This is a genomic window from Planctellipticum variicoloris, from assembly GCF_030622045.1.
GTDB classification, from domain to species: domain Bacteria; phylum Planctomycetota; class Planctomycetia; order Planctomycetales; family Planctomycetaceae; genus Planctellipticum; species Planctellipticum variicoloris.
In genome coordinates this window covers 4,208,965-4,232,043 of sequence record NZ_CP130886.1, presented here as the reverse complement: position 1 = coordinate 4,232,043, position 23,079 = coordinate 4,208,965, and the positions used below count along the sequence as shown (strand labels likewise).

Sequence of the window (23,079 nt, the reverse complement as noted above, 5' to 3'; positions counted from 1 at the left end):
GCGCATCGGCGGCCGACGCGGACCGATGGGAATTTGCGCGGCCGTTGCGGGAAAAGAGGCCATCTGTCGGTTGGAAGGAAATCGCTCACCTTTGGACTGAGAAGACGGGAGATCCGACCGACGAATCGACAATGAGGCAAGCCTGCCATCGTGCCCGGAAAACTGAGCGGCATCCGTAACAAGTCGTAACACGTTACGTTTCGTTACAGACGACCACCGCAACCGAATGTAGCCTCCCTCGTGTTCGAAGCTGATTCCATCAGTTGGCACACGCTGGAGGCTATTTTCATGACTACCGCAACGCTATCCCCGCCGTCTGCGGGACTGATCGACCCGGAGCACGATGACCTGCGCCCGGTCCGGGAAATCGCTACCGCCCGACTGGGCAAGAAACCGTCGCCGTCCGTCATCTGGCGATGGCGAGTCAAGGGCTGCCACGGCGCAAAGCTCGAATGCGTGCAGGTCTACGGCACCTGGTGTACCACCGCCGCCGCGTTCGCGCAATTCGTGCGTGAGCAGACCGCCAACGCAGTCGCGAAATGCCGGGCCGAATCCGCTGACAGCAAGCCGACCGAGCGCGACTCGCGCACGACGAAGAAGCTGCAGGCCGCCGGGCTGCTCTGACCGGGAGAGATGACCGCAGGCCGGCTGACGTGGCTGGCCGCGACCAACCGACAAAAAACCCGGCCGCAGGCAAGTTGTGCCTCCTGCGACCGGGCAACCGAAGGATCGACGACAAATGATAGGCACATTCCGCGCGCTCGCCAAGACGCCGGTATCCACCCCCAGCAGCACAAGAGGGGGTGTCTGATGCCAGCGAAAATCCGCTCCGTGAAACCGGAGTTCTTTCAGCACGACGAGCTATTCGATTTGGAGCGCGAATCCGGTCTGCCGATCCGCCTGGCGTATGTCGGGCTGTGGACGCAATGCGACCGGGAGGGGCGGTTCGAATGGAAGCCGCGATTCCTGAAGCTCCAGATTCTCCCATACGACGACGTCGACTTTGCGGCCGTTCTCGACGCGTTGCAGTCGCGAGAATTCATCACAAGGTACGACGTCGACGGGCGTTGCTTCGGAGTGGTCCCGTCGTTCACGCGTCATCAGCTCATTAACAACCGGGAGTCAGTCAGCAAGATTCCCGCCCCACCCGACGCTGACGCGTACCACACGCGTGCCCCGCGCGTCAGCGACGCGTCATCCACGCGTGAGGGACGTGACGGGCACGCCACACAATCTTGCACAAGTGGAACTGGAACTGGAGCTGGATCTGGAACTGGAGCTGGATCTGGAACTGGAGCTGGAGCTGGAGGAAAGCACGTCGCAGACGACGCGCCGCCCCCGCAGCAGAAGCCGGGGAGGTTCACGCCGCCGACCACAGAAGAGGTGTCGGCTTACTGCCAAGAGCGCCGCAATCAGGTCAACCCGGAGAAGTTCCATGCTCATTACGAATCGAACGGCTGGATGGTCGGCCGTTCGAAAATGAAGGATTGGCGGGCCGCCGTCCGGAAGTGGGAACAGGACGATCTGCACCAGCCGAGGCAGAACGGACACGGCAGTCTGTCGTTCGCAGGAATTGACGCATTCGTGGCGGCTGGAGGTGACGACCATGAATCGAACTGAATTCGGTCGCGCCATGGCGATGCTCTCCGCGTCAGTCGGAAAGCCGATGCCCACTGAGCAAGTCGAAGCCTGGCACCTGCTTCTCGGCGACCTGACGCGCGACGAGCTGCAGGCCGGGATTGTCGGCGCCCTGTCCGCTCACACGTACGGCGGACTCCCGCCAGTCGGTCTGATCCGCCAGCACGCCAAGCCGGAACTGCGGGTCCTGGCTTGCGACGTCGACACGGCCGCGGTGAGCGCGTGGACTGGCGTGGTCAATGCAATGCGGACTCACGGAGGGTATGCGACCGTTGATTTCTCCCCGCTTGTGAACGCCGTGGTCCGGGCTCTCGGGGGATGGGTCAGACTCACCGAACAGCCGAGCGAGGATCTGTTGCGGTACGTCAGGCCGCAGTTCCTGCAGACGTTCAAGGCGCTGGCCGCCGCTGGTGTCAGGCAAAATGAGTCCGCCCCTCTGCCGGGAATCGAGGATCTGGACCGCGCGAGGAAGGGGCTGCCAGTCGATCCGCCGAAAGTGATCGATCTACGGCTGCCCGGACCGACTGCCCGCGTGCTACCCGCCCTGGCTGGCCCGCAGCGAGAGCGACGACTGGCACATCAGGCCGGCGACGATCAGGCGATGCCGGATACCATGGCGCGGGAGCTGGCCGCGATCGGAGGTGGCACGTGAGCGGATCGACCGACGTCTGCCCGCAGTGCAAGCGGTCCGAGTTTGAGTCAGTCGACTCCGGCCGATACCTGCGCTGCATCTCCTGCAGGTGGCTTTGCCGACGGCTGCCCGATGGGGAGCTCGTAACCGCGATCGGAGCGGCGGCAGTGTACAGGCCCCAGCGCGGCCGACGACCAGAGCGGCCGCCATTCGACGAATCGGCTCTCGACCGTCTGCTGCGGGAGGCCACGCCAGTAATTGTCCGACGTGCCGGCCAGACGTGGCTGGAAGATTCGGCAACGCCGGAAAGGTAGGGGGGTGGGTCAGCTTCTAACTCGAGCTGTGTGTAGACCGATCGTTGAAGGCGAATTTTTGTCTGAGCATTGAAACAGAAAAACTTGTGGGGCGGCAGGCAGGGGGGCGGATCGCACCTTTCCGCCCCGCATCCGTGGACCGATTGATCCAGCCGTTTACGCAAAAGGCCAGAATCGTTCAGAGGGTTAAAACGTGGCAGATTGGAACACCGCATCACCGTCGTTCGATCCGCAGCGAGTCGTCGAGTCCGTGGCCCGCGAATCGACGCGGCTGATCGACTTGGCGGAGGTACTCAGCAATGAGTGCAGCACCCAGCGGCGCAGCCTGCTCCCGGCGATAATGCCGCGGCTGCAAACATGGATGGCCGCAGCGGTCCGTCTCGTCGCAGCTCATCGCACCGGTGTTGATGCGGCAGGGGCGGCCGGCCAGTTGGCGGCGGCGGAGAGGCCACTGCGGGAGAGTATAACGCAGCAGTGCCGACTTCTCGGCCTGGACCCCGCTGTCGTCTGCCCCGCCGTCGCGACTCGTTCCGCGGATCCAAGCTCGTCGCATGCCGCGGTTGCGTCCCCGGAGCAGCGGGCGGTATCGGCGAAGCTCGCGCGGGAATACTCCGCCCTGGCATTCGAGCAGCGGAGCGAGGTCGACCGCTTGCTCGCGATGGTCGGGCGGAGCGCAACCACTTCTCCCCGCTGCGCTGAGTTGCGGGACGATGCGCGACGGCTCTTCGACGGCTGGACCGAAGCGTCCCGCCAACACGCTGACGTCGCTGCCGGCCGACGCGACGGAGTCAGCATCGATCACGCGGTCACGGAATCGCTCTGGTCGCACCGATGCGGCCTGTTCGACGCCGTGATGCGACAGCTCCCGAAACCTGCGGAGACGAGCCGATGACCTCCGGGCCCGACCGGCACTCGCACACCGACCACATCCACTGTCTCGACGCAGAACCGCATGCCTAAACGCCGCCCCAGAACCGCCGACCCGACGGCCGCAGAGATTGCGGCGCAGGCGTACGCAATCCGCCGGGCGGAACCATTCCTCAGCGACGGTCGGCGGCGCGACGGGTACGACCTCGCAGCCCTTGTGGCCGAAACATCCATTCGCCAGTCCGCGCAGGCGCTTCAGACCTGGGGGAGATTGTGGCAAGTATCTCGCGACCGACTGGCCGAGGACGATTGCGGCAATAACTATCGGCGCACGCTTGAGCCCGCGCTACTCGCGCTGGAATGGGTCGAAGAAATGCCGACCACTGATAGCACACTCTTGTCCTTTCCCTCTGCATGCAGCGTCCTCGGATGCACTGCGGAGGCTGTGCGAGAAGTCGTCATTTACCCCGGACTTGCGTCGGCGGCGCGGCTGTGGCTCGCAGCGATTGCCGGCATTGAGCATGCCATCCGCGAACGGCCGGCGCAACCGACGATGCCGGTTCTGACGCCGACGCGCCGGAATCCGCTGCGCAGGAAAAGGTCGACCGCTGTCAGCGACGTCCCGACTCTGGGCGAGTTGTCCGGGCTCCGCAGAGCAATCCGCGCGGGACACCCGCTCGACGAGCACAGACTCACCCAGCAGTTGAGCGCCGCGGTTCGCTCCCCTGCAGACCACGTTTCCTCATACGCCGCGGAGACGTGGCGGGAACTGCGATACCGCAAACTAAAGGCGATTTCGCGCGAACCGCTACCATCGAGCTGATGGCCGGCACAAATCCTTGATCGCAACAGTCGATCGACCGTTTCACACGCTGGCGGGACGTCTCCCGACAGCATCACTTTCCGCCCGAATGGAGTCCCGCAAATGGCCGTCCCCAGAGTTCCGACGCAATCTTCCGTCCCGCTCCCCTGGTCCCGCGACTCACGGCCGGAATGGCAGGCCGCGGACCGGCTGGTCGAATCGCTCCGCGCCGAACATGAGGCCGCATCCGAAGCGCTCAAGGCCGCCACCGAAGCCGTCGACGACGGCGTGACCAGTCAGGCCGCCGTCGACGAACTGACCGCTCGGCTGTTGGCCGGACAGGACGTCACGATCGACACGCCCGAGACCGAATCGTCCGTGAATCTCAGCTCGCTCAAGGCCAAGGTGGTTCGCCTGGCAAAGCGGCTGCGGGAAGCCGAGGCGGCCCGGACCGCGATCAACCGGAAGCTCTGTACCGAGCTGTCGGATTCACTGCGATCCGATGACGACCGCGACGCACGGGAGCTGCTGGCGGCGCTGCAGTCCGTTCTCGCCATCCGGTCCCGCAGACTCGCCCGTCGGGCAGCGATCAACTCCGCATTCGACGGCAGTTGTGGATTGCCGACGCTGGACGTTCCGCAGACCCTGCTGGGACCGCTGCAGCACGGGCTGGACGCGTTTCGTTCCAGTATGGTCTCCCTTGGAATCGAGGTGCAGAATTGAAGCTGCCACCACTTCAGCGAACGGTTCGCGTTTCCGGCGAGATCGTCCGCGGGACAACTGACGCCGACTTCGACCGGCAACTCGCCGCGGCCGGACCGGCCTATGAGCTGCAGGTGGAGATCGACACCATCGGCGGCGATGTCGGCGCGACGTGCAATATGATCGAGGCGGCGCGCCGGCACAAACACCAGTTTTTGACCACGGTCTGCACCGGCAAGGCATCGAGCGCAGGCTTGCTGTTGTTCATGATCGGCAGCAGACGGCTCATGCATCCGGACGCCGTTTGCATGATGCACCTGGCGACAACCAACGGGAATGCGGACGACCCGGTCGCCCGCGAAATCTCGGAACACATCGTCGACATCGTCGCCATGAAATCCCGCACGGATCGGCGGCAGGTGTCTCAGTGGGTTCGGGCCGAAACATGGTTCACTTTGAACGAGGCGCGCGCGTACGGTCTGGCGACCGGACTCGTCTTGTGCAAGCTCACTTCGCGCCCGTCATTGGCCGGGAAGAACATCGCCCGCAAGCTGCCTGAAGCCGGGCTGCGTATCGCCGATTCGATTGACTCGACCGAGTTCCTGATGCGGCGAATGGAGCGGCAGCGTCGGTTCGGTGAAGCGAAGTCGCTGGGTCAGGCGGCAGTCAGCGTCCCGCCAATGCCGCCGGGGTGTTTTCGCACCGTGGCCGACGCTCCGGCACACATTCGGCGGCAGCACGCTTCCCCGACGTCGGTCGGTCCGGGCACGTGCTGGGGCGCGTATTGATTCCGCGGCATTGGCATTGTTCGCACGGGTAGGGGTGAAAATGGCCGAAAAGGTCTTCGGATTTAACGAAGCCGGATACCGTCGCGTCGTCGAAGCCACGCAAAAGGTGCTGAAGACGCCGACCGTCGGCTCGCAACGTCGCCGGCAGCCGCCGGTTGTTGACCCGGTGCCGCACGTCGTCGGAGTGCTTGACGAAGAGCTGCTCGCCCCATCGAACGGCTGGACAGACCCGGAAACGGCAACCATGTCGATCTGGAAGCCGATCATCGGAACGTCCGCGCCGATCGAATACGAGGACTCTGGCGAGAACAGAGAAATCGTGAACCGCGACCCATCCATCAGCGGTCAGGCCGGAGACTTTGTGAAGGCCGAATGGATCTACGGAGAATTGCAGCCGTACTACATCGGCTGCGGAGGAGGGGCGTAAGTGGGACGCTGCCACGACGCCGACTGCCGCTGTTGCACCTGGAGCTGGCGACGCATCGCGTTTCCCTCCGGCAATCACATCGAGCGTTACCGCATCTATCGCGGCGACACGCCGAAGATGGTCGGCTGCCGACACGTCTGCAGCAGCGTGAACCGCTGGCTCGGGGGTCGCTGGGGGGCGGCTGGAACCTACGACGGGGAAGGCGTCGATATCGAGGCCATGCTGCCGAACACGTCGTACGGGCTCGCGTCGCGGATCTACAACGGGTCGACCAACCTCTACCGCAAATTCGAGGACGACATTCCTGCTTATTTTGGAATTTCCGGGTTCGTTCATGACCTGACATCCGGCGACGTCGCATTCGGACCGTCTGGGGAGTTTGCTGTCAGCCAAAGCGCGACTCAATCGTCAAATTTCACGGCAGCGCCGGCCTGGAGGATTCGATTCTACAATTCAAGCGGAACGGTCCTGTCCACATACTTAGACACCTCAGTGTTTCACCGGAGCAATAACGGCCCTGGTGAATACGGGCTCTGCTACGATTCCGGCGGGTACGTCTGGTTCGCGACCTGTACCGGGGGCGGTACGCGGTACTGGCAGATCGACCCGTCAGATGCATCTGTCCTGAAAGTGTTTCACGTTCCGGACTCGGTCGGAGCGCTCGACGGCTTCTCACGGCTGTTCCGCCCGCGGTTCGACCCGGATACCGGCTACATCTGCTCCGCGGCCCGAGTCTTTGATTCCACCTGGAGCGCGTGGACCGGATCATTCCCGACGACCAACGCCCCCTACAACAACACGATCAGCAACCGCGTCGGCTGGATCGGCTTCGGGGGCGGGGTTGCGTGGCGGGTCCGCTGGGATTCGGTCACCTGGGGCGGATCGCCGCCCGCGTCGACGAAAGTCTCGGTCTACGATCAGTCCGACCTGACGACCCCGCTGGCGACGTTCCACCCGTTTCCGAACAACGGGTTCGGCCAGCCGGCGGAGCTGCTCGACTGCGACGTCAACGCGGATGGCCAGATCGTCTTCATCGGGGCGGCGGGCTGCCATCTGAATATCGCGGTCTTCGACGACGACGGGACCGAGCTGATGCGGACCGGGTACGCGGCGCACGGCTCCGACCCGGACAACTGGCAGGCGACGGTCCCGACCTGCTGCTGCTGGGGGCCGAATGCAGATGAAGTGATCGTCGGCGGCGGACAGCCGATCAAGATTCGCTGGCCGTACCCCGGCACGGAAGAGTGCACCGACGGGACCACGACGACGACAGCCAGCACGACGACGACAGTTTCCACGACGACGACCGGCAGCACGACGGCCAGCACAACAACTCCATCGTCGACGACCGCCAGCACGACCACGACGACCACGACGACGTTACCACCGACCACGACGACCACGACGACCGGGATCGGCCCGTGCTCTTATGAGCTGTGGTGCAACGACGGGACGAATCTCATCGACTGCCGGGAGACGGTGTTCGGCTGCGACTTCGACGCGGATGCGATGGCGGGGTGCACGGCGGATCCAACTTACGGCGACCCGTGCGAACCGGGATGCTGTGAAGGTTTCGCGGGATGTTACCCCGGAGTCTTCAGCGAGGCGGAATGCGATGAGCAGATCGGCGGCGTGTGGAACCCCGGAGACACCTACTGCACTCACGGCGGGATCGGCGGCGAGTGTGCTCCGCTGCCCTAGGGCTTGTCTTTGAAGAGCAGCGGGGAGCCGCATGACCCGCAGACGTAGGGGACGTCATGGGGTTCGGAAATCATCGTGGCATCGCAGGCGGCGCAGCGAACCCAGTGCACGGCGTTCGTGCTGCGGGGACGGACGGCGGTGAACCAGAGCAGGCCGGCGGCGGCGAGCACCGCGGACACCAGCGCCATGGCGAACACGGTTGACGGTTTGGTTTGAAGACCCATGTCGGCACCAAAGCAAGGTTAGATCTGTCTTCGAGCCGCACGGATCCTATGACCTGGCAGCGTGTCGTTCAACGAAAAAAGGAGGCCGGCGGATCACTGCCGGTCAAGAAACGAAGGGAACCCCCGGTGAAAACCCCAGTCTGCTCAACGATTATCGTGTGCGACGAAATCCGGCAGTGTGCCGAAACGGGCAAGGTGTCGGCCATCGGGATCGTCGCGCAGTTCGCGGCCCCGTCGTTTCCCGCTGCGGCAGAGTTCGGCATTTTCGTTGCCATGACCAGCGGGCAAGGCTACGTCCCGTTCATCGTCGAAATCGTCGACGTCGCGGAAGAACACGTCCTGACGCGATTCGAGCGGTTCGCGAATCTGTCGAACCCGATGCACACGCACCAGTTCTGCGGCAAGGTGAAAATCGTCTGGCCGGTTGCTGGTGTCTACCTGCTGCGGCTCGTCTGCGGTGGAGTGGAAATCGGCTGCCGGCGGATCAACGTCATTCAGCCCGATGCGTCGGCATGAACGGTCTGAGATAGACCGGAAATCGATCGACCGGCGGCAGTGACGTTGACAGCCCCCCCGCGAATCTGGTCTGATGCCCGTCCCTAAAGCGTCTCTTGTGCAATCTAGCCCAAACCCCTGAAGAGCATCTAGAAAACCGAGTCCACGCCCCTGTGAGCCTGCAGGTTCCCGCCAAGGACTGCGCGCGGCCTAGATCCGCGTAGGGTGGCTGATTGGGGCGTGGTCTCAGTTCTTCCCCGTTCTGGGGAGAAAGGCCATTCCTATGGCACGTGCACGTACCACGGTTGAGGACGTCATCCGCGCGTTCGAGAAAGAGCAGTTGCCGAAGTATCAGACCGCCGAGGGCAGGCCGAATGCCGAGCAGGCATGTTACCTGGGGGTGTTTCGCATCCTGCGCGACCTCTGCCCGGATCTGCCGGCGGCGAAATTCGGCCCGCTGATGCTCCGCAAGGTCCGGGACGCGATGGTCGCAAAGGGCTGGTGTCGGCGGTACATCAATCAGCAGGTCTGCCGCTGCCGATTCCTGTTCAAATGGGCGATATCGTTCGAGCTGGCCCCGCCGTCAGTCATCGAGGCTTTGCGGTGCCTTCCTCCGCTGAAGCCGGGCGAGTCTGCGGCACGCGAGTCGAAGCTGAAGGTGGCCGTTCCGGAAGATCACATCGCCAAGGTCCGCGAGCGGATGCGCCCGCAGCACAGGGACATTCTCGATTTATTGCTGCTGACCGGCTGCCGACCCGGCGAGCTGCTGGGGCTGAAGGCGGGGGACATCGATTGCAGCGTTGCGCCATGGCGGTTCGACATGCAGGCGCACAAAACCAAGCATAAGGGGAAGCGCCGAGTTCTGTTCTTCAACGCGACGGCGCAGGCCATCCTGGCAAGGTATCTCGTCGACGAGCACGGCCAGCCGCTGCCCGTCGGGACGAAGCTGTTCCCGGTCAACCGGCAGGGTTACGCCGAGGTGATTTTCCGCGCCTGCGTCCGCGCCGAAGTCCCGCTCTTCACGCCGCACCAGTTGCGTCACACCACGGCCACCCGCGTGGTCGACCAGCTTGGCGTCGAAGCTGCCCGGAACCTGCTCGGGCACTCTGGCGTGGCGATGACCCGGCACTACTCCTTGACCGCCGACGCGCAGGCCATCGCGGCCGTTGCGGCGCTGGGCTGATCGTCTGACCGTCTTCAATCCCCCACCTGAACCCCGAGACGCGACCATGACCGTTGAAGAGATCGAACAGGAGCGCGAGCAACTGACGCTGAAGTACAACCTGGCACTCGAAATCCGCGGCCTGTTGGACGAAGCATCCGACAAAACCGCATCAGAAGATTGGGCCCGCATCGAGGCCGAAATCCTGCAGATGGTCCGACGCGACGATTCGCCCGTCTGAGACCAACGCCCCGCGGTCACATTGGCTGCGGGGCTTCGCGTTCACACATCGATCGAAGGGAACCCGATGACCGTCGAACAGATCCAGACCCGCCAGCAGCAGCAGGCCAGCCGATTCGAGACCGCGGCAACGATTCGCAGGCTGCTGGACGTGGCCCGCGAGAACGTCAGCGAAGGTGAAGACGCCGACGAAGTGGAAGAGGAAATCCTGGCACTCGTCACCGAAGACGAGTAGCCGGCCGATCGACACGCCCCGCGGTGGATATCCTGCCGCGGGGCACTTCAGTTGAGGCCCCACCATGAAACGACGCGCAATCTGCCGAACAGTCAGAAAGCAAGTTCGCGAGCGATGGCCGCAGTGTGCCTACTGCCGGCGCGAGTACGGCAACCGGTACGACGAGCACTTCACGATCGACCACGCCGTCCCGCTGTCCAAGGGCGGCAGAGATCATCCGGACAACTTCATCGGCTGCTGCCGGGCGTGCAACTGGTCGAAGCGGGACAGGTCACCCGGGGAATGGGCCGCCGACGTCCTGGCAGCCGCTGCCCGGTTCGATGAGGCCAAGGCGGAATGTGTCGCCGCGCTCAACGCCACGCTGGGACCGCTGACCGACGGGTCGGTTTCGTTGATGCCTGGCAATGATCGCCGCCCGCATTCGCGAGATCTACGACCGGCAGGCGAAAGAGCGGCAGGGCAGCAGAACGGACATTGTGGCAAATTTGCCACAATGTGATACCGGCAAGGCCCGCGACAAAGCCGGCGAAGCGGTCGGTGTCGGCGGAAGCCGGATCCGCGCCATGGCGACGACGCTTTCGTCCAGCCGGCGAGAACAGACCCCGCCATTTCACGCCAGCCGCGTCCCGACGCCTTTCCGCGACTGACGGGACGTCCGGACGGATCGGGGCGGCAGACGCGATTCTGTGCGGTGGAAGCTGTCGGCCCCGCCCGGTAGCCTGCCGGAATGACCACGCCCCGTGCCGTCTTCGCTCTGCAGTTCGAACTGGTGGCCGGCACCTACCTCGCTCTCATCGTCTGGCCGGACGAATTGCCGCATACGGCCCGCGTTCTGAACCGAAACAAGTCCTGTCTGACTGTGCAGGCTGGGGACGTGCTTTGGATCCGCGGCGAGCTGGAGAAGATCAAGGTGGTTCAGCTCTATCGCGTGCACCCGCCGGAAGTGAACGGCCGGGTAGTCTCAAGCGCAGCGGCCTGGCTGGACGGAGAGTGAGTCCCCGGACTGCTGCCCGTGAAGAGTGGTAGTGAAGTGGTAGTAGCCTCAAGAACCCGGCGACGTCCGACGCCTCGCAAAGTCGACCGCACGCACAAAAGCGAGCTACCACACTTCTACCCTCTGACAGCCAAAACATACCGAAACCCGCGAGAAGCGATGCAAACTCTTGCAATCGAGACGCTGCGATGTAAAGTCTACAAATACAGAGTTTTTCACGCGGTTCTGCCGGTTCTTCAGGTTGCTTCGGGACGTAGAGGTCGCAGGTTCAAATCCTGTCATCCCGACCTCCAAAGCCTCGCTCGCAAACACTGCGAGCGAGGCTTTTTCGCTGAGATTCTTGGGGTTTTCAGCATTTCCCGTTCGCTGTTCCGTCACGGCGTCGAAGCATGCCAAAGTGACAGGAAATGACTCCAGATGACTCGGATTGTACGGAGTTGGTGCAACGGCTGGTGCAACGAGATTCTGCCGGTTCCCATCGGTCCCCGTAGCACTGACGGCGACGGGCTCGGTTTGCAGCGGCTGATTCAGCGGCAGCGCGGGGAGCGCATTCAACGCCCCGTGGACGTCGAGCAACTTCGGATCGGTGTAAACCGACATCGTCAGATCGATGGCAGAGTGCCGCATGGCAGCCTGCGCCGTCCGCGGAGCGACTCCCCCTTTGGACAAGAGCGTACCGAAGGAATGCCGCAGGGCGTGCACGTCGACTGTCCGCCCTCGTTCATCCCGCTTCGGGATTCCGGCCGCCTTCAGGTCCCGGTCGAGGATCCGCACCAGGCCGGCGGGTACGTCGAACAGCGGTGTCGCCGCGGGCAGGGCGGTTGGCACGGGCTTGCCGGTCCGTAGAGACTCGGTCCGCGTCCAGGAGAGCTTTTCGGCGAGCCAGACCATCAATTCCCCGGCGAGGTCCGCCCGCAACGGAATCGAGTTCCCTTCTCCGTTCTTTTCGTCGGCTGCGTCCAGGACTGCGAACGGCATCGCTCCATCAAGCTCCAACTGCCCGACGGTCAGCGAGGCCAGTTCACCCTTCCGCAGGCCGGTGAGTACCAGCGTCTTCAGAACCAAGGCCCGCTCCTGGCCCAATCGTTCGAGCTTCTCGACGAGATTGGGATTGTCCTGCAGCCGCTGTCGGGCACGTTCGAGGGCAGACGGGAGCCCTTCGAGGGTCAGTTCCGCGTAGGTCCAATTGGATCGTTTCTTCCGTCCGCCCGCTGCCTCGGCATCACGACCGACCGTCTCCCGACCGTATTCCGCCAGGGGGCGGGCCGCGGCGACGGCGATCAGCCGCTGCAGTTCGTCTTCGGTCAATGCCCGCCGCTGCCGTCTCCGATCAGTTTTGACGTTGGCTTTGGGGACCGAAGTGAACGGATTCCCGATCATTCGCGGCTTGGTGCCCGAGCAGCACCAGTTCGCAAACATCACGAAAGTTTCCCGGTAGCCGTTGCGCGTCGCGGCCGACATCCCTTGCTTTTCGCGGTCCAGCAGCCATGCCGTCAGCTCGGCTCCATCGAGATCGGACAACCGTTTGAAGCCGCAGTCCGAGCAGACCCGCGAGAACTGTCGGCTCATGTTGGCCAACCGCATCTTGCTGGTCTGGCGAGCCCGCAGATAGTCGCGGTAAGCGTCGAAGTGGTCAGAGAGTGGCGTGGCCTGAAAGTTGGCAATCGCATCTTCGGCCGACGTCATGACCCCGGCTTTGACCAGTTCTGCCCGTCGCTCCAGGTCTGCCAGGACAGCGCGGGCTGCCTGTTCGTCCCGGCAACCGGTCGAAACCTCCTGGACCACTCCGGAACCATCGCGGTACTTCGCGATGAACGTCCCGGACGGTGTGGCGATGCGGTCTGAGCCGTCCTTTCCGGTCGTTACCGGTACGGTCTTCGACCGGCCCTTGCCGTCCTTGTAGCGCGCGTACCGTTGCCCCTTGCGGACGATGATTTCCGCGTCGGCCGGCATCCGGCGGGTGACGGTCTTGCGGTAGACAGAGCCCATTTCACTTTCCTTTGCGCTTCGCGGCGGGCCTCAACTCCAGCCCGAAGTACAGCGCCAATTTGTCGGCCGCGGTGATGTTAAGTCCAGCCTCACCACGGGCAAATGGCATCAGGGTTTGCCGCAGGACACCGGTCTCCCGTTCCAGTGCGGCGAACGATAAACCGGAATCGACGACGGCTTTCCGCAAGACATCCGTGATTGGTAATTCGCTGTGCGACATGTAAGATAGTCTACAGGCTCGGTTCTATCGATGTCAATCGATATGACGTCTTGCCAATGTCCCGTTAACCGGCATTTTGTGTGTCGGAATTCCGCGGGGCATTATCCCAGAGCCCCAAGACTCTTGATGGTCTGCCATTGGAGCGATGAGACCGACACCCATTTGACGCGTTCTCTCAAGGAGAAGCCCTACGGCGATTCGATGCTACGTTCGTCGAAAGCTGCGTTAATCCCGTCGACCTCGGTGTCTTCCAAGATCCGCCCCACCGGCTTCTGCGGGACGTAACCCGCGGCATGTGCCTCGCCACCTTCCACGTACGAATTAAACGAAACAAACGAAGGAATCCCCTCGCATTCAGGACTTCTTTCGTTTTCTTCGTTTCTTTCGTCCGGTCGTCCCGCATACCAGATCTCGGCGGGACGTCCTCGGCCGGTCGCTGATGGCGACTTCCGGCAGTACGCCAGACCGGACTGTTGCAGCACGTCCAGCGCTCGGCAGATCTCACGGCCGGACTTGTTGTGAGCATAGGCGGCAGACAGTTCAGACCGGGACTTGCCCGCTTTGCCAGCCACTCGCAGCAGCGCCAGAATCTCGTCGGCGAGCTTATCCCCCAGACCGCGACCGAACGCATACTGGGCGGACTGCTCGCAGTATCGCCAGCACGCCAGGGCGGCGCGCAGGTGAGGCACGTCGATCTCGCCGCTGCAGTCAAGAATCGAGAACAGCAGGCTCAGCCGCAGGACCTGAGCTTCGGCTCGGTTGGTGACACTTCCCAGCATCCCCGGACGATCCGCGGCCAAGATCGGATAGGCCTGCTCCCAGAGCGCCGCCGCCGCCTCGGTCCGGTGGACTTGTCCGGGATAGAAGTGTGCAAACTCCACCGCGGCCCGGACCGTCTCCACCAGCTCGGTCAGTCGCTCCTCGGGAACGTGCCCGCCGTTCGGCAACAACTTCGAGCGGCCGGAGCAAATCCACAGGAATCGGTTCGTGAATCCGTTCGCTTGATCGGTCTCGGTCAGGAGTCGCCGCAGCTCATCCCGTGTGATGTGCCCGACGATCACGATGTGCGATCCGGTCGCCCGCGTCGGATTCTGCTTGGTCAGCGTCCGCAGGTTCCCCTTGTCCCAGGCATCCCGCACGATGGCGGACAAGGTGTTCGTCTCCCGTCGGACGACCTTCAACGTGTTCGCGAACTCGGATTCCACGACGATCAGCCGCTTGTCGGCGACGCCCTCTTCCTTGATCTCTCCCTTCGACACCACGTCGTCGCGAACTTGATAGATCAGTCCCTCGCCGCTCGACAGCCCGCTAGTGACGTTGCTGATGATGAATGTCCCCATTGCGCCATCGACCAGCCCGAAGAACCGTTCCACGTTGCGATGTGCGCTACCCTTCCTGCCCTTTGACGACTGCCCCACGAAGCACATAAACAGATTCGAGTAGTGCTGTGCGGCTTCGACGAGGAAATACCGGTTCCGCCCGAACAACGCCCCGGCATATGCCAGGAAGTGAAACAGGAGCGCCGCCGCATCCGATTCGGTCTCCGGACCGACGATCCGCACGAACTCTCCCGCCGGACCGTACAGCGCCTCGGGACTGAGCGGTTTCGGCCAGGGATCGTCCCCATCGATCGGCAGCTCCCAGGGATCGGTAGGACTCACCTGCAACTCGGTTCCCGCCATCTGCGATAAGTCGTCAACGACGCGTCGAAGATTGGCGACCAGCGTCTGTCGATCGCTCACCCCCTGCGCGGCCGCGGCCAACCCCGCGGTCGCCGTTCGCTCGAACAGGGCGTCCTGCAAGACCTGCGCATGCGACTTGGCTAAGTCGTTGACGTAGTAGGCGTTGTCGAAAGCACGCCGCAGGTCCGACGGCGTGACCGTGTTGACGTCCCCGGTCTTGGCATCGTCGTGAATCAGGTGCGACAGACCTTCGCTCGTCGCCATGAACCGGGCGATCTCGCTATCAGATACCATCCTCCGGTCAGGATTCCGGCGATGATACGCGGCCAGGGCGAGGAAGATCGTGACCTGTACCGGATCGACGAACAGCTCCGCCGTCAGCCGCAGCCGGTCGATGTGCTGGGGATCGTAGGAAACTGCCGACAGCAGTTTCCAGCCCGCTTCCCGGACCGCCTGTTCGGCAACGTCCCGCCGGTCGTGTTTCAATGCCCCACTCATTACCGTCCCCTTTCCACACGCACGGTGCCGCGGGAGACGTTGGCTTGAGACGATTCCGCACGAACCGAACCCGCTGAAGCCGAAGAGGGACTACTCAACTTCCACAGCTGAGCGACGGTATTGAATTCCTCGTTTCGCCGTTTTCGGCGCAGGAAGTGGAACTTGCCATATACGTACAGTGCGACCACAATCATGGTGTTGAGAATCCGATGGTGAACGGCGGCAGCTTCGCAGGCGGGCCGCCGTTCGCTTTGAATGCGGGAAGTGACTCACGAGAACCGCGGGATTTCGGCGAGATCGGGCAGGGCCAGCAATTGATGACCGTCGGTCATCGCTTCACCACGCGAAAGTGCATCAAATCGGTGTTTTGAAGGCAGCTGCTAGCCGACTTTCGGCATGGAGCGAGCCGGCGGGCAGCCAGCGGCCAGCCAAGCGTCGATTTCGGACTTCTGCCAGCGGATGAGTCCGCCAAGGCGGACCGGACGGGGCATCCGCCCGGCATCACTCAGCCGGTACACATGCCGGGGGCTGCAAACCAGCAATTCAGCGACCTGCCGCACCGTGAGCAGTGCGGCGGTCTGCCCGTCCGCCAAGGCAGTGGGCACGTGGGACTCGACCATTGGACTTCCTTTCGATTCGGACTGACGAGCTAAGTGCTCGTTTGAACGAAGGGAGTCTCAACGACGGCCGTGACAAACAAATTGACAGCGATATTTGTTCGCGAGTTTTTGTGCTGTTTTGGTGTCTAGAGCGTTGCGGGCCAATGAGTTGCGATACCGCAGAATTCTTGCGAACAAATTCAGGAGCCGTTGACGTCGGTACCGAGGGCATCTCCACCCCGTCTCTTCAGCGTTCTAAAATAAGCCTGCGCCCGCTGAACCTCTCGCCGCTCGATCTTACGATCGTCACAGAACTGCTTGAGCGACACGCCAGAGTCTTTGGCGCGTCTCCATGCGTCCAGCAGCTCCTGATACGCCCGCACTGCTTCTGGAGGGAGACTTTTGCGCCCGGTTGACTTCTTCCGTGATGTAGACCGACCGCCCGCTGGAACAGCGAGAGATGGCGGTGGAGCGGGTATCGCTTCAAAGCGACCGGTATGTGAAAGGAACGCACCGGGAACCGGGACAAGGATGACCTTCTCGACGTCGGTATCCTCCCGTCCAAGCCGGGCTTGATCCTCAGCCCAGATTTCAACATGCGTTTCGGTTGATTCTTCGCCGCCCCCGCCGTCAACACAGGAAGGGTTCTGGTCTTCAGCAGCTGCCATTACAAAAGGTGTCCTTTGCGACGTACAAGGAAGTGACTATGCGATGAGAGCATCCTGCTGCAGTTCCTCTTCCGCCTCGGCTGCCTTGTACGCTGCCCGCATTTTCGCCTGTAGATCTGCAAACCTCTGCAGTTCTTCACGGCTCAGTTTTTCGAGTACGGCGCGGAACAGGTGCCTCTTTTTCGTCTTGCCCGCGTTTTGCTCCTGCTGCTGCTTCTCCACGAAGAGTTTTGCGTTTTGGGCGGGGATCTGGAGCCCCAGCAGCTTGTCCAACTGGGCTCGCGCTTTGATCTTTTGGCCAATCGAGGCCTCAGAGGAGGTGAGGATCGACCGGTAGAACGCAGCGGATTCGTCGCGGAGTTCGTCGACCGTTCCACTGTTCCAGAGCCGCAGCAGTTTCCTCGCCTCTGCCAAGTCCCGCCACGCCGATCGCTGCGAAACGTTGCAACAACGTTGAAGTTGCGTCACGACTGAGTACGGCGGTACACCTGACGCGAGACATGTCGCAGCGAACGTGGCGCGTTCGGATTTCGGCGGGCGTCCGTCGGACGGAACGTCCCATTCGATCATCGATTCCGGACCAGGTGCGGGGCTCTTGAGGGCTGCGATCGAATTGGACACGGGGATAGCCTCCCTGCCAACTCAGCCTTTCGGTCGCCCCTGAGTTCGCCAAGTTTCAACGGAAATCGACGGTAAACCATCACCAGCGTGCCATGTTACGCCCCATTTCATCGCGTCGTCTAGCGCGATCCTGTCTGGAAATCGTGTCGATTTCCGAGTGAAGTGTCCGGACGGTGAATCTGCTCCGGCTGGCGACGGCCACGACGGTCATCGCCAGAAGGCTTTGTCGCGGACGGTGGCGCAATTCGTCCCTCGGTTTATGACGCCGTGAGACGTCCTGGTGCGATGACCGTACGACCGATCTCCGGCCAATTCGATGACCGTTGGCTCGCCAAACCGGGATTTCGATGACCGTTGAGCTAGCGAACGTCATCGGAGAGACTGGTCTTGCTCGCCGTCGCCCGGACGAAGACGATGCGTCTATGGTTCTGAACACCCCTGAACGGGGGGCTGGCATTTCCCCTGTTCAGCGGCTACCTTCACATGTCTCTCCACTTACGCGTCACCGCCGAGTCCTCTACCGATGTCGACCCCGCCTTCCAGTCTGCCCCAGATTCGCCCCGGAAGTATCATCCGGGGGCCGATGCTGGCGGAGGCCGTAGAGGAGCTGCAGCTTGTCCCGATGGGCTCCGGGTTCAAGATTGTTGGCCGTTGGTTGAACATCGGGCTCGCAAGGGATCTTGTCAGTCTCTGAGATTGGGATCAGGAGGCGGCGTCGGGTTGTCGTAAGCTGTGATGCAAAAAGAAATGCAAATCAATCTGTCCGTCCTCGACCAAGCGGTTCAGCAGACGATTCGGCCAGTTCTGATCGAGCAGGGCAATTTGGAGGAGGGACCCGAGTCGTTTCTCCAAAAGAAGGTGCTCCCAAAGGTCCGTCCGCTGCTTCAGCGTGAATCTCTGGAGGCGGACCCGGTTCGGAGCGTTCACGACGCATTCAAGAGCCAAAAGTATCTGCTTTCGGCTTATGAGCAAATGCAGTCCGTGGACTTCGTCAGCAATGCGAAGCCGGCTGCGCTTCGGCGTCACGTCGTAGATCTGCTGTTTGGGACAGAACCGCTCCAGACGCGAATCGAGACCTTTCTGAAGTGGTCCAAGGTTCGCGCGGGAGCGGACGGGAATAAATCGGGTATTGGTCTGACCGCCATTACTTATCTATTGGCGCTGTCGGACCCAGATCGATATGCGTTCTGTAAGCCGCTCGTCTTCGAGGCAGCGGCGACGGCGCTCCTCTCAAGAAAAGCTGATGTTCCTGTCGGACGATTGGAACGTGCCGTCACCGCGACGGCTTTTTACGAAAAGCTGCTACGGTTGTTCCGGGAACGCTACGCTCTGCCGTTTCGTAATCTGCTCGATGTGCATACCGCACTCTATGTCCTGCAAAACACGTATCATGGCCTACCGAGCTGGAGTCAGCTCAGCGACAGCTCATCGCCAGGACGCTCAATAATGCACGATTTGAATCTGGTTCTTTACGGCCCCCCAGGAACCGGGAAGACCTACGAGACCATCCGGCACGCCGTGGAGATCTGCGATGGCACTGCTTCGCTGGATAGAGAAGAACTGGTGACTCGCTATCGGGAATTGCAGGCCGAAGAACGGATCGCGTTTGTGACGTTCCACCAGTCGTATGGTTATGAAGACTTTGTCGAGGGGATTCGCCCAGTTCTGGCGGAGGAAGAGGTCGCTTCACCAGAAGAACGATCGCCCGAAGTTCAGTACGAATGCCGGCCGGGGATCTTCAAACGCCTTTGTCTGCTGGCCGGAAGCAAGGCTACTCGCCAGGAAGCGAGTCAGAACGTCGAGTTAGAGAAAGCAACAATCTGGAAGATGTCTCTTGGAAACACGCTGCGGCCGGAGGATGCCGCCGTGTATGACGAGTGCATCGAGAAGGGCTGCTTGCTGCTGGGGTATGGGCAGGGCCTGAACTATCAGGGCTGCAAGTCTCGCAAAGACGTGCTCACTCTGTTGCAGAAGCATGATCCCGAGCTGAAACCAACCGACTTTCATGTTCAGGCAATGGACACATTCGTCTGTCGGATGCAAGTTGGAGATCTGGTCGTGGTCTCCGATGGGAACCACAAATTCCGTGCGATTGGCCGAATCAGCGGGCCGTACCAGTACGTAGATCGCGACGGAGAATACGATCAATTGAGAGCGGTGGAGTGGCTAGCCGTCTTCGACGAGAGCCTGCCACGCGAGGCGATCTGCACCAAAGCGTTTTCTCAGATGACCATTTACCAGCTTCACAAGCGGGATCTGAAGCTGGATGCGATGAAGGAGTTGATCGGTAGGAACACGAGCGGGGTCCGGAATCACGTTCTTATCATTGATGAAATCAACCGCGGGAACATCTCGAAGATCCTCGGGGAGCTGATTACGCTCCTGGAGCCGGACAAGCGGATCGGGGCAGAGAACGAACTGCAGGTTACGTTGCCGTATTCTGGCGAGAAGTTCGGAGTGCCATCAAACGTCTACGTGATCGGCACCATGAATACCGCCGACAGATCGATCGCCTTTTTGGATGTTGCGCTTCGCCGGCGTTTCCACTTCGTTGAACTGATGCCCGACGTGGAGATCGTGCGCTCGCTCACCGGGGATGGTGGCGTTGTCGACGGCGTTGCTGTTGCCGACCTGCTGGAGATGCTCAACGCACGGATCGAACTGCTTTATGACCGCGATCATCAAATTGGGCATTCCGTGTTTCTTGGCCTCCACTCCCTGGCCGAATTGCGCGACGTCATGTGCCGGAAAGTGATACCGCTGCTACAGGAGTATTTCTACGGTGACTGGTCGAAGATCTGCCTTGTTCTAGGATGCCCGATATCTGAAGGTGGCGGGCCTGTGACCAAGAACAGCCACCCCATGATCCGCTCAAGTCCTCTAAAAGCCTCCTCCCTGCTTCGTGGCGGCGACGATTGGATCGAAGACAAGGTCCGGTGCGAAGTGCATCCGGAATTCGGGTCATCATCTACGGCAGCGACACTCAGGTCGTATTTCCTCTCGGCTTTCCAGGGAGAGGAGCAATAGGACTTGCTGGAAATTCGACTTACCGAATTTGATCGTTTGCCGCGTAAGCGACTGACTTTGCGTCAGCTGCGGGAACTGCAACGGTTCGACGAACTGCAGGGGCGGTCAACCGGGGACACCGTTTTCGACTGGACGTTTCGAGACCATATCCGGGTGAAGAGTTACGTCGGCGTCATTCAGGTGCCAGGGTTGATCATCGAGATCTTGCCCAAAACGGACGGCGGCGAGGATTCCACTGGTTTTGGGGATGGCGGACAGGCTCGGCAGAACCTCCTCTTCATGCTGAGTCAGGCAGGATATCTACCTGGGCACGACCGAGATCTCGCGTCGCTCGCCGGTCGTCGGCTTCCTCTCCTCGAAGTGCTGATTACTGCTTTTGTCCGGCGACTGCTAATTGAAGTACGCAGGGGACAGCAGCACCAGTACGTCTATCGAGAGGAGTCGCTGAGCTGCGTGAAGGGGCGCATCCTTCTGCAGCGGCAAGTGCTCCAAAATGTTGCTCAGCGTCACCGCCTCTGGGTAGGTTATGACGAGTTTGTCAACGACACCTTGCTCAATCAGATATTGAAGGCGACCTGCCGCTGCTTGCTCGCGTTAGCTCGGCTGCCAAAAACACAGCAGCTGCTGCGGGAAGCTCTACTGGAGTTCGCCGACGTCGAGGATCTAGTGATCCAAGGGGATGATTTCTCGCGGGTACTTCTCGATCGAGCGTCTGAAAGGTACCGCGACTTGCTTCAATTCTGCCGGCTAGTCTATGAGGGCACGACGGTTGCTCCCCAGGCCGGAGCCCATTCTTCATTCAGCCTTTTTTTTCCGATGGAAACGCTGTTTGAGGAATTCGTTGGCAGATTTGTGAAGCGAAACGCCCGTTATTTTGGCTTGTTGCCGGAGCAGGTCCACCTTCAGGCGCGAGGGCGTGGGCTATGGCTGCTACGTGACGAGAACCTTCAGGGACGGTTCCGGCTCCGGCCTGATATCGTCATCGATGATGTTGCGGGCGTACCGCAGATCATTCTGGACACAAAATGGAAGAGACTGGTTGACCTGAAAAGTGACGCCAAGAACGGCGTTTCACAGGCTGATCTCTATCAGCTATTTGCGTATGCCAGCCGATACAACTGCGAAAACAATGTGCTGCTGTATCCACATTCACCCGGCGTCGTATCCCGCAGCTACAGCATCGATGGCGATCCTTCGAAAAAACGCCTCAGAATTGAATGCCTAGACTTGGGATTTGATCTGTACCTGGAACGCGACAGGCTCCTCAACAACCTCGCTGCGATTCTCAATCCGACATCGAGCAGTGAGCCGGTAGTCGAAGGATGATTCCGTGCATTCGGTCTGGTCTGACCGTTGCATCAGTTTTGTTGGTGTCAGCTCGCGATGAGGTGAATTGATGAGCGGTGGTGTCTTTGTACTCCACGATGACGGACGGCTGGATTCGCTGGCGGAACGGCCGTACGACTCGGAAGACCTGTTGCAGCAGCTCCTGGCGGGCTACCCCGACCTCCTGGCCGGAGACCAGATGGACGCCGACCGTCCACGGCGCTGGTTGCTGGTATCGCGTGAAATGGGCATCCCCGGCGAGGAAGACGGGGCCGGCCGCTGGTCCCTGGACCATCTGTTCCTGGACCAGGACGCCATCCCCACGCTGGTGGAGGTCAAACGCAGCAGCGACAGCCGCATCCGCCGGGAAGTTGTCGGGCAGATGCTCGATTACGCGGCCAACGCGGTCGCCTACTGGCCTGTAGAAACAATTCGCAGCAGGTTTGAGAAAACGGCCGAGGAGCAGGGGCAGGCCGCGGATGACGTGCTGGCGGCGTTTCTGGAGCCCGAGGCCGATCCCGACGGCTTTTGGCAAACCGTAAAGACCAACCTGCAGGCGGGCAAGGTTCGGTTGGTCTTCGTAGCCGATGTGATACCTGACGAGCTGCGGCGAGTGGTGGAGTTTCTGAACGGGCAGATGGACCCGGCCGAAGTCCTGGCCGTGGAGGTCAAGCAGTTTGTGGGGGACGGGCGACTGAAAACACTGGTGCCGAGGTTGGTGGGGCAGACGTCAGCCGCCCGCCAGCGAAAAAGCAGCGGCGGTAGCACTCCCAAACAACAGAAGGTCGACGAAGTAACGTTCCTGGCGGTCGCCCGCGAAAAACTAGCTGCCGATGATCTGGCGGTGACCCGCCGGCTGATCGCCTGGGCCGGCGAACAGGGGCTGACGCCGAACTTCAACCGCTATCCCACCAGCGCCTCGTTCATCCCCATTGTCGAAACCTCAGCCGGCCCCCGGTATCCCCTTTCCGTGCAATCCGGAGGTGATGCGTGGGTGCAGATGAAGTGGTTGCGGGATAGTCCCCCTTTCAACGACGAAAGAATTCGCCACGAGCTGTGCGACCGCCTGAACGCGGTGCCGGGGCTCCAGGTTGCCCCGGAACGCATGACGGGCTACCCGCGCGTCACACTCTCCATCCTCCGCGATGAGGCGGCCCTGATGAAGTTCCTAGACGCCATGACGTGGTTGGTGGAGAAGTTGCGTATGGGGCCGTAAGCACGGCAGACCG

General features: G+C 61.7%; 25 protein-coding genes. 18 read left to right on the top strand and 7 right to left on the bottom strand.

Annotation, left to right across the window (positions count from 1 at the left end):
• Positions 1 to 288 precede the first annotated feature (288 nt).
• The 8 genes from SH412_RS16440 (at position 289) to SH412_RS16405 (ending at position 7,870) form a co-directional block, all read left to right on the top strand.
• Positions 289 to 624 (top strand): hypothetical protein, encoded by a 336-nt coding sequence (locus tag SH412_RS16440; protein WP_336519105.1) that lies wholly within the window; start codon positions 289 to 291, stop codon positions 622 to 624.
• A 982-nt stretch (positions 625 to 1,606) separates the two neighbouring features.
• Complete coding sequence (locus SH412_RS16435; protein ID WP_336519104.1) at positions 1,607 to 2,290, top strand: DUF6475 domain-containing protein; 684 nt, start codon at positions 1,607 to 1,609, stop codon at positions 2,288 to 2,290.
• 486 nt (positions 2,291 to 2,776) lie between these two features.
• Entirely contained in the window at positions 2,777 to 3,475 is a 699-nt protein-coding gene (locus tag SH412_RS16430; RefSeq protein WP_336519103.1) for a hypothetical protein, read from the top strand.
• 60 nt (positions 3,476 to 3,535) lie between these two features.
• On the top strand, positions 3,536 to 4,273 hold the full coding sequence (locus SH412_RS16425; protein WP_336519102.1) for a hypothetical protein: 738 nt from the start codon (positions 3,536 to 3,538) through the stop codon (positions 4,271 to 4,273).
• 102 nt (positions 4,274 to 4,375) lie between these two features.
• On the top strand, positions 4,376 to 4,975 hold the full coding sequence (locus SH412_RS16420; protein ID WP_336519101.1) for a hypothetical protein: 600 nt from the start codon (positions 4,376 to 4,378) through the stop codon (positions 4,973 to 4,975).
• Complete coding sequence (locus SH412_RS16415) at positions 4,972 to 5,742, top strand: ATP-dependent Clp protease proteolytic subunit (RefSeq protein WP_336519100.1); 771 nt, start codon at positions 4,972 to 4,974, stop codon at positions 5,740 to 5,742. Before SH412_RS16420 ends, SH412_RS16415 begins: the two co-directional genes overlap by 4 nt.
• Before the next feature lie 40 nt (positions 5,743 to 5,782).
• The gene (locus SH412_RS16410; RefSeq protein WP_336519099.1) at positions 5,783 to 6,169 is read left to right on the top strand and encodes a hypothetical protein; all 387 of its coding nucleotides are present in this window, start codon (positions 5,783 to 5,785) and stop codon (positions 6,167 to 6,169) included.
• Positions 6,170 to 7,870, top strand: coding sequence for a hypothetical protein (locus SH412_RS16405; protein WP_336519098.1), 1,701 nt, complete (start codon positions 6,170 to 6,172; stop codon positions 7,868 to 7,870).
• Here the strand turns inward: SH412_RS16405 and SH412_RS16400 are convergent.
• A complete protein-coding gene (locus SH412_RS16400) occupies positions 7,867 to 8,094 on the bottom strand; it encodes a hypothetical protein (RefSeq protein ID WP_336519097.1) in 228 nt (75 codons plus the stop codon). The genes SH412_RS16405 and SH412_RS16400 overlap by 4 nt on opposite strands.
• Positions 8,095 to 8,220: 126 nt before the next feature.
• Between SH412_RS16400 and SH412_RS16395 the strand changes: the two genes are divergently transcribed.
• From SH412_RS16395 to SH412_RS16370, 7 genes are all read left to right on the top strand, one after another.
• On the top strand, positions 8,221 to 8,610 hold the full coding sequence (locus SH412_RS16395) for a DUF6941 family protein (protein ID WP_336519096.1): 390 nt from the start codon (positions 8,221 to 8,223) through the stop codon (positions 8,608 to 8,610).
• 262 nt (positions 8,611 to 8,872) lie between these two features.
• Positions 8,873 to 9,772, top strand: a complete 900-nt coding sequence (locus SH412_RS16390; protein WP_336519095.1) for a tyrosine-type recombinase/integrase — start codon at positions 8,873 to 8,875, stop codon at positions 9,770 to 9,772.
• A 46-nt stretch (positions 9,773 to 9,818) separates the two neighbouring features.
• Positions 9,819 to 9,992, top strand: a complete 174-nt coding sequence (locus tag SH412_RS16385; protein WP_336519094.1) for a hypothetical protein — start codon at positions 9,819 to 9,821, stop codon at positions 9,990 to 9,992.
• 66 nt (positions 9,993 to 10,058) lie between these two features.
• On the top strand, positions 10,059 to 10,226 hold the full coding sequence (locus tag SH412_RS16380; protein ID WP_336519093.1) for a hypothetical protein: 168 nt from the start codon (positions 10,059 to 10,061) through the stop codon (positions 10,224 to 10,226).
• Between the two features lie 64 nt (positions 10,227 to 10,290).
• Positions 10,291 to 10,725, top strand: coding sequence for an HNH endonuclease (locus tag SH412_RS28645; RefSeq protein WP_419555739.1), 435 nt, complete (start codon positions 10,291 to 10,293; stop codon positions 10,723 to 10,725).
• On the top strand, positions 10,631 to 10,873 hold the full coding sequence (locus SH412_RS16375) for a hypothetical protein (protein ID WP_336519092.1): 243 nt from the start codon (positions 10,631 to 10,633) through the stop codon (positions 10,871 to 10,873). The genes SH412_RS28645 and SH412_RS16375 overlap by 95 nt, the downstream gene beginning before the upstream one ends.
• An 80-nt stretch (positions 10,874 to 10,953) precedes the next feature.
• Entirely contained in the window at positions 10,954 to 11,220 is a 267-nt protein-coding gene (locus tag SH412_RS16370; RefSeq protein WP_336519091.1) for a hypothetical protein, read from the top strand.
• Positions 11,221 to 11,325: 105 nt separating this feature from the next.
• Here SH412_RS16370 and SH412_RS16365 read toward each other — a convergent pair whose 3' ends face one another.
• The 6 genes from SH412_RS16365 to SH412_RS16340 form a co-directional block, all read right to left on the bottom strand.
• Positions 11,326 to 13,209: a tyrosine-type recombinase/integrase gene (locus SH412_RS16365; RefSeq protein ID WP_336519090.1), complete on the bottom strand. Its 1,884-nt coding sequence runs from the start codon at positions 13,207 to 13,209 to the stop codon at positions 11,326 to 11,328.
• Position 13,210: 1 nt separating this feature from the next.
• Entirely contained in the window at positions 13,211 to 13,429 is a 219-nt protein-coding gene (locus SH412_RS16360) for a hypothetical protein (protein ID WP_336519089.1), read from the bottom strand.
• A gap of 188 nt (positions 13,430 to 13,617) precedes the next feature.
• Complete coding sequence (locus tag SH412_RS16355; protein WP_336519088.1) at positions 13,618 to 15,609, bottom strand: DUF3987 domain-containing protein; 1,992 nt, start codon at positions 15,607 to 15,609, stop codon at positions 13,618 to 13,620.
• Positions 15,610 to 15,989: 380 nt separating this feature from the next.
• Positions 15,990 to 16,214, bottom strand: coding sequence for a helix-turn-helix transcriptional regulator (locus SH412_RS16350; RefSeq protein ID WP_336519087.1), 225 nt, complete (start codon positions 16,212 to 16,214; stop codon positions 15,990 to 15,992).
• Between the two features lie 194 nt (positions 16,215 to 16,408).
• Positions 16,409 to 16,876: a hypothetical protein gene (locus SH412_RS16345; protein WP_336519086.1), complete on the bottom strand. Its 468-nt coding sequence runs from the start codon at positions 16,874 to 16,876 to the stop codon at positions 16,409 to 16,411.
• 36 nt (positions 16,877 to 16,912) lie between these two features.
• On the bottom strand, positions 16,913 to 17,446 hold the full coding sequence (locus SH412_RS16340) for a hypothetical protein (RefSeq protein ID WP_336519085.1): 534 nt from the start codon (positions 17,444 to 17,446) through the stop codon (positions 16,913 to 16,915).
• A gap of 798 nt (positions 17,447 to 18,244) precedes the next feature.
• On the opposite strand from SH412_RS16340, the gene SH412_RS16335 reads away from it, so the two are divergent.
• From SH412_RS16335 to SH412_RS16325, 3 genes are all read left to right on the top strand, one after another.
• On the top strand, positions 18,245 to 20,524 hold the full coding sequence (locus SH412_RS16335) for an AAA family ATPase (RefSeq protein WP_336519084.1): 2,280 nt from the start codon (positions 18,245 to 18,247) through the stop codon (positions 20,522 to 20,524).
• Positions 20,525 to 20,527: 3 nt separating this feature from the next.
• Positions 20,528 to 21,850 (top strand): McrC family protein, encoded by a 1,323-nt coding sequence (locus SH412_RS16330; protein ID WP_336519083.1) that lies wholly within the window; start codon positions 20,528 to 20,530, stop codon positions 21,848 to 21,850.
• A gap of 70 nt (positions 21,851 to 21,920) precedes the next feature.
• Entirely contained in the window at positions 21,921 to 23,066 is a 1,146-nt protein-coding gene (locus SH412_RS16325; protein ID WP_336519082.1) for a hypothetical protein, read from the top strand.
• Positions 23,067 to 23,079: the final 13 nt, after the last annotated feature.